The 13,885-nt window shown below is 60.8% G+C and carries 13 protein-coding genes and 1 other RNA gene; 12 read left to right on the top strand and 2 right to left on the bottom strand.

The features are described 5' to 3' along the window. Window positions 1–18: 18 nt before the first annotated feature. Both rho and trxA read right to left on the bottom strand, forming a co-directional pair. Window positions 19–1,284: a transcription termination factor Rho gene (rho, locus tag AWB64_RS15545; RefSeq protein WP_056363952.1), complete on the bottom strand. Its 1,266-nt coding sequence runs from the start codon at window positions 1,282–1,284 to the stop codon at window positions 19–21. A gap of 349 nt (window positions 1,285–1,633) precedes the next feature. Continuing rightward, entirely contained in the window at window positions 1,634–1,960 is a 327-nt protein-coding gene (gene trxA / locus AWB64_RS15540) for a thioredoxin TrxA (RefSeq protein ID WP_031356443.1), read from the bottom strand. A 378-nt stretch (window positions 1,961–2,338) separates the two neighbouring features. Here trxA and ffs point away from each other — a divergent pair. The 12 genes from ffs to AWB64_RS15480 all read left to right on the top strand — a co-directional run bounded on the left by ffs (window position 2,339) and on the right by AWB64_RS15480 (window position 13,880). Next, an RNA gene (gene ffs, locus AWB64_RS15535) (signal recognition particle sRNA small type) lies at window positions 2,339–2,437 on the top strand. A 243-nt stretch (window positions 2,438–2,680) separates the two neighbouring features. Continuing rightward, window positions 2,681–5,191 carry a DNA polymerase III subunit gamma/tau gene (locus tag AWB64_RS15530; RefSeq protein WP_060856304.1) on the top strand — a complete coding sequence of 837 codons (2,511 nt, stop codon included), beginning with the start codon at window positions 2,681–2,683 and terminating at the stop codon, window positions 5,189–5,191. Between the two features lie 139 nt (window positions 5,192–5,330). Beyond that, on the top strand, window positions 5,331–5,657 hold the full coding sequence (locus AWB64_RS15525) for a YbaB/EbfC family nucleoid-associated protein (RefSeq protein ID WP_056363948.1): 327 nt from the start codon (window positions 5,331–5,333) through the stop codon (window positions 5,655–5,657). A 40-nt stretch (window positions 5,658–5,697) separates the two neighbouring features. Continuing rightward, a complete protein-coding gene (gene recR / locus AWB64_RS15520; RefSeq protein WP_060856303.1) occupies window positions 5,698–6,294 on the top strand; it encodes a recombination mediator RecR in 597 nt (198 codons plus the stop codon). A 60-nt stretch (window positions 6,295–6,354) separates the two neighbouring features. Continuing rightward, window positions 6,355–6,579: a DUF1653 domain-containing protein gene (locus tag AWB64_RS15515; protein ID WP_060856302.1), complete on the top strand. Its 225-nt coding sequence runs from the start codon at window positions 6,355–6,357 to the stop codon at window positions 6,577–6,579. A 58-nt stretch (window positions 6,580–6,637) separates the two neighbouring features. Continuing rightward, window positions 6,638–7,843, top strand: a complete 1,206-nt coding sequence (locus tag AWB64_RS15510; protein WP_060856301.1) for a CaiB/BaiF CoA transferase family protein — start codon at window positions 6,638–6,640, stop codon at window positions 7,841–7,843. A gap of 75 nt (window positions 7,844–7,918) precedes the next feature. Continuing rightward, window positions 7,919–8,956: an ABC transporter substrate-binding protein gene (locus AWB64_RS15505; protein WP_060856300.1), complete on the top strand. Its 1,038-nt coding sequence runs from the start codon at window positions 7,919–7,921 to the stop codon at window positions 8,954–8,956. Between the two features lie 3 nt (window positions 8,957–8,959). Then, a complete protein-coding gene (locus AWB64_RS15500; protein ID WP_060856299.1) occupies window positions 8,960–9,787 on the top strand; it encodes an ABC transporter ATP-binding protein in 828 nt (275 codons plus the stop codon). Between the two features lie 24 nt (window positions 9,788–9,811). Beyond that, a complete protein-coding gene (locus AWB64_RS15495) occupies window positions 9,812–10,636 on the top strand; it encodes an ABC transporter permease (protein WP_060856298.1) in 825 nt (274 codons plus the stop codon). Between the two features lie 261 nt (window positions 10,637–10,897). Next, entirely contained in the window at window positions 10,898–11,656 is a 759-nt protein-coding gene (gene surE / locus AWB64_RS15490) for a 5'/3'-nucleotidase SurE (RefSeq protein ID WP_060856297.1), read from the top strand. After that, entirely contained in the window at window positions 11,653–12,882 is a 1,230-nt protein-coding gene (locus tag AWB64_RS15485; protein WP_060856296.1) for a protein-L-isoaspartate(D-aspartate) O-methyltransferase, read from the top strand. The genes surE and AWB64_RS15485 overlap by 4 nt, the downstream gene beginning before the upstream one ends. 5 nt (window positions 12,883–12,887) lie before the next feature. After that, window positions 12,888–13,880: a peptidoglycan DD-metalloendopeptidase family protein gene (locus AWB64_RS15480; RefSeq protein WP_060856295.1), complete on the top strand. Its 993-nt coding sequence runs from the start codon at window positions 12,888–12,890 to the stop codon at window positions 13,878–13,880. Window positions 13,881–13,885 lie beyond the last annotated feature (5 nt).

Below are 13,885 nucleotides of genomic sequence, written 5' to 3'. Positions count from 1 at the left end.
TCCTTCTGGTGTCCGGGCTTAACTGCCGCCGCGGCGCATCAGGTCGAAGAATTCAGCGTTGTTCTTGGTCTGACGAATCTTGTCCAGCAGGAATTCCATGGATTCGACCTCGTCCATGTCGTGAATGAACTTGCGCAGCACCCAGACCTTTTGCAGCAGGTCCGGCTTGATCAGCAGTTCTTCGCGGCGCGTGCCCGACTTGTTGAGGTTGATCGACGGATAAACGCGCTTTTCAGCAAGCCGGCGTTCCAGATGCACTTCCATGTTGCCCGTGCCCTTGAACTCTTCATAGATCACGTCGTCCATCCGGCTGCCGGTTTCGATCAACGCCGTGCCAATGATGGTCAGCGATCCGCCTTCCTCGATGTTGCGCGCCGCGCCAAAGAATCGTTTCGGCCGTTGCAGCGCGTTTGCATCGACACCACCGGTCAGCACCTTGCCCGAAGCCGGCACGACCGTGTTGTAGGCGCGTGCGAGACGCGTGATGGAGTCGAGCAGAATCACGACGTCGTGCTTCATTTCGACCAGGCGCTTGGCCTTCTCGATCACCATTTCCGCGACTTGCACGTGGCGCGCGGCCGGTTCGTCGAACGTGGAAGCGATCACTTCGCCAACCACCGAGCGCTGCATTTCCGTCACTTCTTCCGGGCGTTCGTCGATCAGCAGCACGAACAGCACGATATCCGGATGATTCGATTTGATGGCGTGCGCGATGTGCTGCAGCATCACCGTCTTGCCCGATTTCGGCGACGCCACCAGCAAGCCGCGCTGACCTTTGCCAATAGGCGAGATCATGTCGATGATCCGGCCCGTCACGTTCTCTTCCCCGCGCATTTCGCGCTCAAGCGGCAACGGCTTGTTCGGATGCAGCGGCGTCAGGTTCTCGAACATGATCTTGTGCTTCGAGGCTTCCGGCGCCTGGCCGTTGACCTTGTCCACCTTGACCAGCGCGAAATAGCGCTCGCCGTCTTTCGGCGTGCGCACTTCACCTTCAATGGTGTCGCCGGTGTGCAGGTTGAAGCGGCGGATCTGCGACGGGCTGATGTAGATATCGTCCGTGCTGGCGAGATAGGAAGTCTCGGGAGAGCGCAGAAAGCCGAAACCGTCCGGCAATACTTCGAGCGTGCCGTCGCCGAAAATCGTGTCGCCAGTCTTGGCGCGCTTTTTAAGAATCGCGAACATCAATTCCTGCTTGCGCAGGCGATTGGCGTTTTCGATCTCCAGGCCATTGGCCATTTCGATCAATGCGGAGACGTGCTGAGACTTGAGCTCGGATAAATGCATACGGATTTCCCGCCAGGGAGAAGAGGTACAACAGAGAATTTGGGAGGAGAAGTGAGCTGAACGCTCAAGGACCTAAACCGTCTTGGTCTTGCAGTCTTAGGATTCTAGCATAGCACATGCCGACAGAGCCTCGGCTAGGCTTGGTGGCAGGGGAATTCGCTCATGTTGTGGTCGCACAACATTCTGCGAGAATCTCACACGTGCAGCTAATCTTTTTTACTTGTATTGACCCAGCGCATTGATCTGGCGCATGAATCGGTATTCACGCCGGACCGAGTAGAGCTACGAGCTTGCCGCTGTATCCGAAGCGCCCGCCAGCTTGCCGGCCGCTGGCGCTCCGGATTCAATCTCACAGGTTGCTGTCGAGGAACGCGGTCAATTGCGACTTCGACAGGGCGCCGACCTTTTGCGCCGCGACTGCACCGTTCTTGAACAGGATCAGCGTGGGGATGCCGCGCACACCGAACTTCACGGGGGTGGACTGATGCTCGTCCACATTGATCTTTGCAATTTGCAGGCGATCGCCGTAATCCTTGGCGACTTCGTCGAGGATGGGCGCAATCATCTTGCAGGGACCGCACCATTCGGCCCAGAAATCGAGCAGAACGGGTTTGTCGGACTTCGTCACGTCCTGGTCAAAGGATGCGTCGCTAATATGTTTGATCGATTCGCTCATTATTGAATACCTCTCTGAATTCGAGGCCCGCGTTTGAATGCTCGCCACGATACACCAAAACAAGGAAATTGTTCGCCCGCGCTGCGGGGTGTAGAACCGCTCGCTTGGGTGGGCGCAGCCGCTGCCTGATAAGCCGCTTTCGCCCGCCACACGGTGTTTTACCGGGGCTTCAAAATGTCATCTTAGCCTACTTTGCTATCTGTTGCCGGGTACCGATAGGACACACCCGGACACGTCTGTTTCATCACGCAGCGCACGATTTTTATGCGCCGAGGCTGCTTGGGAAAGTTCGTTCGAGCCGGATTCATGAAGCGTGTATTCCAGCCCATTACAGCCGGGGAGTGGGCGGCGCAATCCTTCTCTGATATGATTCTCTGTGACGGGCCTCCTCGCATGGTGGCGCGGTCAACCTGGTCAGGTCGGGAACGAAGCAGCCACAGCCGTTTTCTACCAGTGCCGAGGGTCGGGCTCGTCACCTTCGCTTTGTGTTTTCGTACTATCTCCGCTTCCGGTTCATTCCTCCTGCTTCGAATGTATGGCCGTCATGTCGCATTTCAATGCGCATCGTGACGTGCCTGACGCGTGTATTTTTGCGCAAGCCCCTCCGTTATTCGAACTGATTTCATGCTCTTTGTGCGCCACGCCAAATGCTTTGTGTGGCACGTGTCATCCCGCCCTGGGAAACGCTTGGCCTCTTGACGTTGCTGATACAATTTCGGCATGACCTATCAAGTTCTCGCACGCAAGTGGCGCCCCAAATCTTTCGCCTCGCTCGTCGGCCAGGAGCACGTGGTTCGCGCGCTTACGCACGCGCTCGACGGCGGGCGGCTGCACCACGCTTACCTGTTCACAGGAACGCGCGGTGTCGGCAAGACGACGCTGTCGCGCATCTTCGCCAAGGCGCTCAATTGCGAGACCGGTGTGACCTCAACGCCGTGCGGCGTCTGCCGGGCGTGCAAGGAAATCGACGAAGGACGGTTTGTCGATTATGTGGAGATGGACGCGGCCAGTAATCGCGGCGTGGACGAAATGGCGGCGCTCCTCGAGCGTGCTGTGTACGCTCCGGTCGACGCGCGCTTCAAGGTCTACATGATCGACGAAGTCCACATGCTCACGAACCACGCGTTCAACGCCATGTTGAAAACGCTCGAAGAGCCGCCTGCGCACGTCAAGTTCATCCTCGCCACCACCGATCCGCAGAAGATCCCGGTCACCGTGTTGTCGCGTTGTCTGCAGTTCAATTTGAAGCAGATGCCGGCGGGGCATATTGTCGGGCATCTGGAACACGTGCTTGGCGAGGAAAAGATCCCTTACGAGCCGCAGGCATTGCGGTTGTTATCGCGTGCGGCAGACGGGAGCATGCGCGACGCGCTATCTCTGACTGATCAGGCCATCGCTTATTCGGCAAATCAGGTCACAGAGGAAGCCGTGCGCGGCATGCTCGGCGCGCTCGACCAGAGCTATCTGATCCGTTTGCTCGATACACTCGCGGAAGGCGACGGGCCCGGGGTGCTCGCGATCGCGGACGAGATGGCGTTGCGAAGCCTGTCGTTTTCCACGGCGCTGCAGGATCTCGCCGGATTGCTGCACAAGATTGCATGGGCGCAGTTCGCGCCGGCATCGGTGCTCGATGAATGGCCCGAGGCCGCGGATATCCGCCGCTTCGCCGATGCGCTCAGCGCCGAACACGTTCAACTGTTCTACCAGATTGCGACGATCGGACGTGGCGAACTGGGTCTCGCGCCCGACGAATACGCCGGCTTCACAATGACGCTGCTGCGGATGCTTGCGTTCGAACCTGCCGGTGGTCCGGGGGGCGGTGGAGGTGCGCGCGTGAAAGCTGCGGAAACGGGGGCGAGCGTCCGAGGGGCCGCGCCCAGCAGCGTAGCAGCCGCCACAACTCGCGCTGCGGATGTGGCGACGCGTCCGCATGGTGCGACTCAGCCGTCGGCATCGAGTGAGCGCATTGACGTTGATGGCGGGGTGCGCGGTTCGAAGGCGGCAGAGCAAGCCGCTGTCGATGCGGCACCTTCCCTGGGCGCATCTGAAGTAGGAGCGAAAGGTATCGAGGGCGGTTTGGCTGATGTCCCTGCTGCTTCGACAGCCGCGCCGGCTGCCGCGAGTGCGCTGGAGACGAGCATACAAACTCCCGTCGATACCTCTTCGCTTGAAATCGCCGAGCCCGAAGTCCCGGCCGAAATCGAGCCGCCATCCGGGATTTCCAAGCCAGGACCGGCGCCTGCGCCAATAGCCGCTGCCGCTCACGAACTTGCCGAGCGCTCGGCAACAGAAGCGACCCGGAACGCACCGGTTGAAAATCCGGCAATCCTCTTGCCGCGCGCACCCGGCGGCGCGAGTGCGGCGCTTGACGTGCTGCGCAGCGCCGGCATGCGGGTATCGTCGGATCGAGGGGCGCGCGTCGCCGAACCGGTGCGCAAAGCCGTCGCGCCAAAGGCCGCGCCGATCGTGCAGGTTCCGGTGCCGCGCCGTCCCGCGGCGCCTGAGCGAAGCGATACCGCGAGCAATGTCCGGCCCGGTTCTTCCGCCAGTAGCAGCACAAGCACGAACGCGAATACGAACGCCCGCGATCAACGCAGCGGCGACGCCGTGCCGCCGTGGGAAGAAATACCGCTGGATGACTACCAGCCGGCGTCATCGGACGATGCTTATTTCATGTCGCCCGACGACGGTTCCATGCCCGCGTTCGAAAGCGGTCCCGACGACGTGCGTTTTAACGACGCGCCCGGCTTTAAACCGGAAGTCAAGGCGGATCTCCGTCCCCTCCCGCCAGCCATTGCGCTCGACGCAATCGGCGTGAGCGGCGACTGGCCGGCGCTGGCCGTGGACTTGTCGTTGAAAGGCATTGCTTATCAGCTCGCGTTCAACAGCGAACTGACGGCCTGCGACGCCGGATCGATAACGCTTGTCGTGCCCGTTCCCCAATACGCCGAAAGCGCACAAGTCGCGAAGCTGAAAACCGCGTTGACCGAGAAGCTCGGCCGGACTCTCGAAGTGATTGTGAGCGTCGGAGCCGCGCGCCGTACCGCTGCGGCCGTCGATGCAGCGCTTCGCGCCGAACGCCAGCAGCAGGCGGAAAAGGAGATCACGCAGAACCCTTTTGTACAGTCGCTGATCCGCGATTTTGGCGCGAGGATCGTGCAGGGATCCATCAAGCCGATCGCGCCGGAAAGCAATGCGCAGGGCGGCCAAAGCGCGGCATCGGCGAATTGAGTTTGCAGAGAACACTAGAACATCATTTTAAAGCGCCCCAAGGCAAGGCGCACATTCGTTGCCAGCGCGGACCTGAGCCGGACTCGGCACCCGCAGCACACATCCAGTTTTCCATCCGTTTCCCGTAAGGAGCCCGATCATGATGAAGAACCAACTCGCCGGCTTGATGAAGCAAGCGCAGCAAATGCAGGACAACATGAAGAAGGCGCAGGACGAACTCGCGCTTATTGAAGTGGAAGGCCAGTCGGGCGCCGGTCTCGTAAAAGTGACGATGACCTGCAAGAACGACGTGCGCCGGGTCGTGATTGACCCGAGCCTGCTCGCCGATGACAAGGATATGCTGGAAGACCTGGTCGCTGCCGCGTTCAACGACGCCGTGCGCAAGGCCGAAGCCACCACGCAGCAAAAAATGAGCGGCATGACCGCCGGCATGCCAATGCCGCCGGGTTTCAAGCTGCCGTTCTAAGCCGCCGGCATATTCATTCCGAGACCAACGGCCACCGCGCATGAAACAACCTTCCGCCTTGTCGGCGCTCGTCGAAGCGCTGCGCGCACTGCCGGGCGTGGGTCCCAAGTCGGCGCAGCGCATGGCCTATCACCTCATGCAGCACGATCGTCCGGGCGCGGAAAAGCTCGGCCGGTCGCTGATGTTCGCGACCGAGCATCTGCAGCACTGCGAGAAATGCAACACGTTCACCGAAGCGGCGATCTGCGAAGTCTGCAGCGACCCGGAGCGCGACGCCGAAATGCTGTGCGTGGTCGAAACGCCCGCTGACCAGATCATGCTGGAGCAGACGCTGACCTACAGTGGGCTGTACTTCGTGCTGATGGGCCGGCTGAGTCCGCTCGATGGAATCGGGCCCAAGGAAATTCATTTCGATCGCCTGATCCAGCGTGCCACTGACGGAATCGTGAAGGAAATCGTGCTTGCCACGAACTTTACGAACGAGGGCGAGGCAACTGCGCATTACCTCGCGCAGACGCTGAAATCAAAAGGTCTCAAGGTGACGCGGCTGGCCCGCGGCGTACCGGTGGGCGGCGAACTCGAATACGTCGATGCAGGCACGATCGCGCGCGCGATGCTGGATCGGCGCTCCGTGTAGATGTTCCATATAGACGGCGGAAGTCGGCGGAAGACGGCAGACGGCCAAGGGAAAACAGACATGACCGAAGCAGAAGCATTGGCGCTGGCGACGCATCGCCACTACAAGGGCGGCTTGTATCGCGTGATCGGCGTGGCGCGGCATTCCGAAACCGAAGAATCGATGATCGTCTACGAGCATCTGTGGCCGCACGACCATGGATTATGGGTGCGCCCGGCCGCGATCTTCAACGACACGCTCGCGGATGGTTCGCCGCGTTTTCAGGCGCTCGAGATTCCGCTTTAGGCTGTTCGTCACATCCTTGCTTCAACACCGCAATCAAAACAACACGTCAGGAGACAGCATGGGCGCATCCTCGGGACCGCTCGCCGGCGTCAAGGTGCTCGAACTCGGCACGCTGATCGCCGGGCCGTTCGCCTCGCGTTTCATGGGCGAGTTCGGCGCCGACGTCATCAAGATCGAAGATCCGAACGGCGGCGATCCGCTGCGCAAATGGCGCAAGCTCTATCCGGAAGTGGGCGGCACATCGCTATGGTGGGCCGTCCAGGCGCGCAATAAAAAATCGGTGACGATCAATCTGAAGGCCCCGGAAGGCAAGGAAATTGTCCGCCGGCTCGCGAAGGAAGCCGATATTGTCGTCGAGAATTTTCGGCCGGGATTGCTCGAGAAACTCGGGCTCGGCTATGAAGTCCTGTCCGCCGGGAATCCAGGCCTCGTCATGGTGCGTTTGTCCGGATACGGCCAGACCGGGCCGTATCGTGACCGGCCGGGGTTTGGCGCGATTGCCGAGTCCATGGGCGGATTGCGTCATATCACGGGCTACCCCGACCTGCCGCCGCCGCGCATTGGCATTTCCATTGGGGACTCCATCGCGGCGCTCCACGGCGTGATAGGCGCCCTGATGGCGCTGCATCACCGGCAGGCGAACGGCGGCAAAGGGCAGGTCGTGGACGTCGCGTTGTATGAAGCCGTCTTCAACATGATGGAAAGCGTGGTGCCGGAATACGGCGTGTACGGCATGGTCCGCGAGCGCACGGGCGCTTCGCTGCCGGGTATCGTGCCCTCCAATACCTATCCGTGCCGCGATGGCAGCATTGTGATTGGCGGCAACAGCGATCCCATTTTCAAGCGCCTGATGATGGCGATCGGCCGTGACGATCTGGGCAACGATCCCGCGCTGGCGTCGAATGATGGGAGGGTGCCGCGCACACGGGAAATCGATGACGCCATCCGCGTCTGGCTCTGCACACGTTCCATCGATGAAGCGCTCGCCGTGCTCAACGCGGCCGATGTGCCCGCCGGCCGCATCTACAGCGTCGCCGATATGTTCGCCGATCCGCAATACATCGCGCGCCAGATGATCCAGCATTTTCCGTGGCAGGACGGCCGCGAGATTGCGCTGCCGAACGTGACGCCCAAGCTTTCCGAAACCCCCGGAGAGACGCGGTGGCTTGGGCCGCAACTCGGTGAACACACCGATGAAGTCCTGCAATCGCTCGGGTATGATCCTGACGAGATTGCAAGATTGCGGGCGAACAAGGCGATTTGAGTTTCGGCACAGACCTCGGCGTATGCCTTGGCTTCCCCGATAAAGCCGCAAAAAATAAAAAATCAAGGAGACAAGATGCAACGCAGGACTTTCATCGCAAGCGGCGCGGCGCTCGCTGCCGGCACGCTGATCGATACCCCGTTCGCGTTTGGGCAAGCGAAACTGGAACATCCTAAGATTTCGATCGCGGTCGGCGGCAAGAACCTCTTTTACTATCTGCCGCTCACTATTGCGGAGCGCCGCAACTACTTCAAGGACGAAGGCCTCGAGATCGAGATATCCGATTTTGCCGGCGGCGCGAAGGCGTTGCAGGCGGCGGTGGGCGGCAGCGCGGACGTGGTGTCGGGCGCGTTCGAACATACGCTGCTGCTGCAGGCGAAAGGGCAGATGTTCCGCGAGTTCGTGCTGCAAGGGCGCGCGCCGCAGATCGTGCTGGCGGTATCGAAGAAAGCGATGCCGAATTACAAGAGCATTGCCGATCTCAAAGGCAAGAAAATCGGCGTGACCGCGCCCGGTTCGTCGACTTCCATCATGGCGAGCTTCGTACTGGCCAAGGCCGGGCTCAGCGCGAGCGACGTCTCGTTCATTGGCGTGGGTGCGGGAGCGGGAGCGGTCGCCGCGTTGCAGTCGGGCCAGATCGACGCCATGGCAAATCTCGATCCGGTCATGACCAAGCTGGAGCGCTCCGGCGATATCCGCGTGGTTTCGGACACGCGAACACTTGCGGACACGCGTGCGGTCTTCGGCGGCGACATGCCGGCGGGTTGCCTGTATGCGTCGCAAAGTTTCATCGCGAAGAACCCGAACACCACGCAGGCGCTCACGAACGCCATGGTTCGCGCGCTGAAATGGCTTCAAACCGCATCGGGCAAGGACCTGATTTCGACGGTACCGGAAGCCTACTTGCTCGGCGACAGTTCGCTCTATTTGGACGCGTGGCAGCACGTGAAGGAAGCCATGTCTCCCGACGGGCTGATGCCGGCGAACGGTCCCGCGACGTCGCTCAAGACCCTTCAGGCTTTCGATGAAACCGTGAAAGGCAAGCCGATCGATTTGTCGAAGACGTGGACCAACGACTTTGTGAAGAAAGCCTTGGCCACGGTCAAGGCCTGAACGATGCTGCAGATAACCACACAGGTTCCCGCGCTTGCGCTGGAAAACGTTACCTGCACGTTTATTTCCCGCGATGACCGGCGCTCGCGCTACACGGCGGTCAAGGGAACAACGCTGCGTGTAGCGCCCGGAGAGTTTGTCTCGGTCGTGGGTCCCACGGGTTGCGGCAAGTCCACGCTGCTGAACGTGGGCGCGGGTTTGCTCGCACCTTCCTCGGGCACGATCAATGTCTTCGGCAATGAACTCCAGGGAATCAATCGCCGCGCCGGCTACATGTTCCAGGCCGAAGCGCTGATGCCGTGGCGCTCGGCGCTCGACAACGTCACGGCAGGTCTGTCGTTCAGGGGCGTGCCTAAAGACGAAGCGCGCGCGATGGGCGAAGAATGGTTGAAACGCGTGGGCCTTGGCGGTTTCGGCGATCGCTATCCGCACCAGTTGTCGGGCGGCATGCGCAAGCGCGTGGGCATGGCGCAGACGCTGATCCTCGATCCCGACATCATCCTGATGGATGAGCCGTTTTCCGCGCTCGATATCCAAACCCGCCAGTTGATGGAAAACGAGCTGCTCGAGCTGTGGGCCGCCAAGCGCAAAGCCGTGCTGTTCATCACGCATGACCTTGATGAGGCGATTTCGTTGTCCGATCGCGTGGTGGTGTTGTCGGCGGGTCCGGGCACGCATCCGATCGGCGAGTTTGTAATCGATCTGCCGCGTCCGCGCGATGTTGCCGAAATCCGCTCGCATCCTCGCTTTGTGGAACTGCACGCGCAAATCTGGTCCGTGCTGCGAGAAGAGGTCCTGAAGGGCTACAAGCAACAGTTGACCGCCGTTTAAACTGATTAAAAGAGCATCCCGATCATGTGGAAAACGTTGCGCCCGAACCGCGCAAACCTGGTCTTGTGGCAGTGGTTGGTGCTCGTGCTGTGTTTCGTACTCTGGTACGTGTTGACCAGCCCGACATTGCTGCCGGCTTTTTATTTCGACGATTCAAGCAAGGCCGCATTCTTCTTCGGCGAACCGCAGAAGGTGTTGCTGCGCATCTGGCAGTGGTTTACGACCGGCGAGATCTACGTGCATCTGTGGGTCACGCTGATAGAAACCGTGCTCGCGTTTGTGATAGGTACGGTCTTGGGATTGGGCGTTGGCTTGTGGCTCGCTCTTGCTCCCATGATGAGCGCGCTCTTCGACCCGTACATCAAGGCCGCGAACTCCATGCCGCGCGTGATCCTCGCGCCGATCTTCGCCGTCTGGTTCGGGCTTGGGATCTGGTCGAAAGTGGCGCTCGGCGTCACGCTGGTCTTTTTCATCGTGTTCTTCAATGTCTATCAGGGTGTCAAGGAGGTGAGTCCTGTCGTGCTGGCGAACGCCCGCATGCTCGGCGCCAATCGAAAGCAATTGCTCACGCACGTATATTTGCCGAGCGCGACAAGCTGGGTGTTTTCGAGTCTGCATACATCGGTGGGACTTGCGTTTGTGGGCTCCGTAGTCGGCGAATACCTGGGCTCGGCGCGGGGCGTCGGATACCTGATCCTGCAGGCGGAAGGCACTTTCGATATCAACACTGTATTCGCGGGGATTCTCGTGCTTACGGCGTTTGCGTTGATTCTCGACGGCATCGTCGCGCTGGTCGAGCGCCGCCTGATGAAGTGGCAGCCAAGCGCCGGCGACACCGAGAAGATGTAGGTCAGGCAAGGTTTCGAACACGAGTGATTCAAGTGGTTCGTATTGACGGCATCGAATGGTACGCATCACCCCTCCGTTGAAATATCTTGACGCGTCCAGTGTAGAACGGCTTTGTCCGGCTGTGCCTCTGCACGTACCGCGTTAGCCATCTGGTCTAATAAAACGGCTTGAAGCAGCGCGTGTTTCAGGGAAAACCTGACCGTTCGGCCGAGGGCTCCGCCGCCAGTCCGCGCGCCATCTTTCCTCGGTTACAATCGTCCAATGCAAATCCTACTCAGCAACGACGACGGTTATCTGGCTCGCGGGCTCAACGTGCTGCACGCGGCGCTGCAGCCGCTTGGCCAAGTCACGGTCATGGCGCCCGAGCAGAATTGCAGCGGCGCTTCGAACTCGCTTACGCTCTCCCGGCCGCTCACCATTCACAGTGCGCCCAACGGTTTTAACTACGTGAACGGTACGCCCACGGACTCCGTGCACATCGCGCTGACAGGCATGCTGGAAACGCAGCCGGATCTCGTCGTCTCGGGTATCAATAACGGCCAGAACATGGGCGAGGACACGCTGTATTCAGGGACCGTGGCGGCTGCAACCGAGGGCTTCATGTTCGGCGTGCCGGCCATTGCGTTTTCGCTGGTTGGCCGCGACTGGTTACATCTGGAAGACGCCGCTCGCGTGGCTGCCGACATCGTTGCGCATTTTCTGGCGCATCCCATGCCCGGCCATCCGTTGCTGAATGTGAATATTCCGAGTCTTCCCTATGAGCAGATGGGAGAGTGGCGCATTACGCGGCTTGGCAAACGTCATCCGTCGCAACCGGTGATCCGGCAGATCGATCCACGCGGAAACCCCATCTGGTGGATCGGGCCATCCGGCGACGCGCTCGATGCAAGCGAAGGCACAGATTTTCACGCCGTTGCGAACGGACATGTTTCAATTACGCCGCTGCAACTGGATCTCACGCATACCAAGCTGTTGCCCGCTACACGCGAGTGGGCCGAGGCACGGAGCCGCCGTTCATGACGGACGAACGTGCGAAACGCTTTCCGCTGGCGCTCGCTGATCTGGTGCGCGAGCCGCGCAAAGCAACTGCGCGTCCGGATGCAAGCGGCAAGTCGAATGCTAGGTCGGCCGGCAAGCCGGCGTTCAAGTCGATTACTGGCGGGAACGGTGCGGCACGGCCGGCAGCCGCGGTGCACAACGCAGGCGCGGCCACGCTGAAACCGGCCGGTGCAAAGGTTGCAAAATTGTCGACGGCGCTTCATTCCGGAACGAAAACCAATGCCATCGTCAAGCCCGCAGCGACTGTGAAAGCAGCAGTCAAGCCGGTCGGCGTTGCTGAAACCGCTGGCCCGCGAGGCGCTTCGGCAGGCGAGGTTCATCGTCCGGCAGTCAAGCCACACCCGGTCACGAAACCGTCCGCAGTCGTGGCTCATCATCAACCGGGCGCATTGCGTTCGGGCGCCCGCGCGAATGCGATGCGGGACTCGGCCGTGAGCGCGAAAATTGAGGCCGTGCCGGAGGCGAAGCTGGTGCAGCAACCGGACATCAGGCCGGGTAATGTCCGCAAGACGCCGCTGCAAGGCACGCACACCGGCACGCATGCCTTGACATCGGAACGCGTGCGCGAGCGAATGGTCGAACGGCTGCGTGCAAACGGTATCACGGACCCGCGTGTGCTCGCGGCAATGTCCGCAGTGCCGCGTCACATGTTCGTCGATCCGGGGCTTGCCGCGCAGGCCTATGAGGACGCTGCGCTGCCGATTGGTCATCACCAGACGATCTCGAAACCGTCTGTCGTCGCGCGAATGATCGAATTGGTTGCGGCGGGGCGCACGCTCAAGAGCGTGCTGGAGATCGGTACGGGCTGCGGATATCAGGCAGCCGTGCTGTCGCAGGTCGCCACGGACGTGTATTCCATCGAGCGGATTCGGCCGTTGTCGGAGCGCGCGAAGTTGAATTTGCGTCCTTTGCGTGTGCCGAATATCCGTCTCCATTACGGCGATGGCCGGCTCGGATTGCCGGCGGCCGCGCCGTTCGACGCTATTGTCATAGCGTGTGCGGGGCTTGATGTGCCGCAGGCGCTGCTTGATCAACTCGCTGTTGGCGGCAGGCTGGTTGCGCCGGTCGGTTCCCAGACGGCGCAAGCGCAGATACTGACGCTCGTCGAGCGCGTTTCGCCCACGCAGTGGCGCGAGTCGCAGCTTGATAGGGTTTTCTTTGTACCTTTAAAATCCGGAGTGATTTGACACCGATGAGTATGTTGCGTGCTAAACAAGAAGTGAGCGCAAACCGCGGTTTGACGGCGGTTCAGCGCATGGTGTGCGTCGCGGCGCTGTCCGTGCTGGCTGCGTGCGCAACACGGATGGACAACGCGCCCGTCGTCGACCGGACCGGAGCCGCTATCGGGACGCAAGCCGCTCAGGATGGCGCCGTGTTGCCGCCCGGTCCGCCGCCGCCGGGCTATTACCGCGTGAAACCGGGTGACACCCTATACCGGATTGCGCTGGAAAACGGTCAGAATTATCGCGATATTGCGTCGTGGAACAACATGACGAACCCGAATCAGATCGAAGTCGATCAATTGCTTCGGGTCGCACCTCCGGGCGCGAATCTCGCCGCCGCAACGCCGGGTGTTTCTACCGCTCCTATCGCAGGTGGAGGCGTGCAGGCCCAGCCGCTGACGAACACGTATGGCGCGAACAATTACAATTCCAACGGCGCAACCCTGCCGACCGCGCCTGCTTACGGTTCATCGTCCGGTATGGGTACGGCGCCTGCCCCGTTGCCTGGGACAGCGCCGGCGGTGGCGCCAGGATTGGCGATGAATCAGCCGGGAGCGAGTGGGATTGACAACGGCGCAGCAGCGGCGCCGGCGGGTCAGCCGGCATTCATCTGGCCTGCGCGTGGACCGATTCTCGGCACGTTCGACGACGCGAAGAACAAAGGCGTCAATATTGGCGGATCGCCCGGAGATCCGGTCAATGCATCGGCGGATGGACGCGTCGTTTATTCCGGCAACGGGCTGCGCGGATACGGTAATCTCATCATCATCAAGCACGACGCAACTTTTCTGACCGCGTACGCACATAACCGCGCTTTGATGGTAAAAGAAGGTGACGCGGTGACAAAAGGGCAGAAGATCGCCGAGATGGGCAACAGCGATTCGGACCGTGTGATGTTGCATTTCGAAGTTCGCCGGCAGGGCAAACCTGTCGACCCTCTGACGTATTTGCCGCCGCAATAAGCGAA

The sequence above is a fragment of the Caballeronia sordidicola genome, from assembly GCF_001544455.2.
In the GTDB taxonomy this organism is placed as follows: Bacteria; Pseudomonadota; Gammaproteobacteria; order Burkholderiales; family Burkholderiaceae; genus Caballeronia; species Caballeronia sordidicola.
The sequence above is the reverse complement of the archived record's forward strand: the minus strand, read 5'-3'. Positions and strand labels throughout refer to the sequence as shown.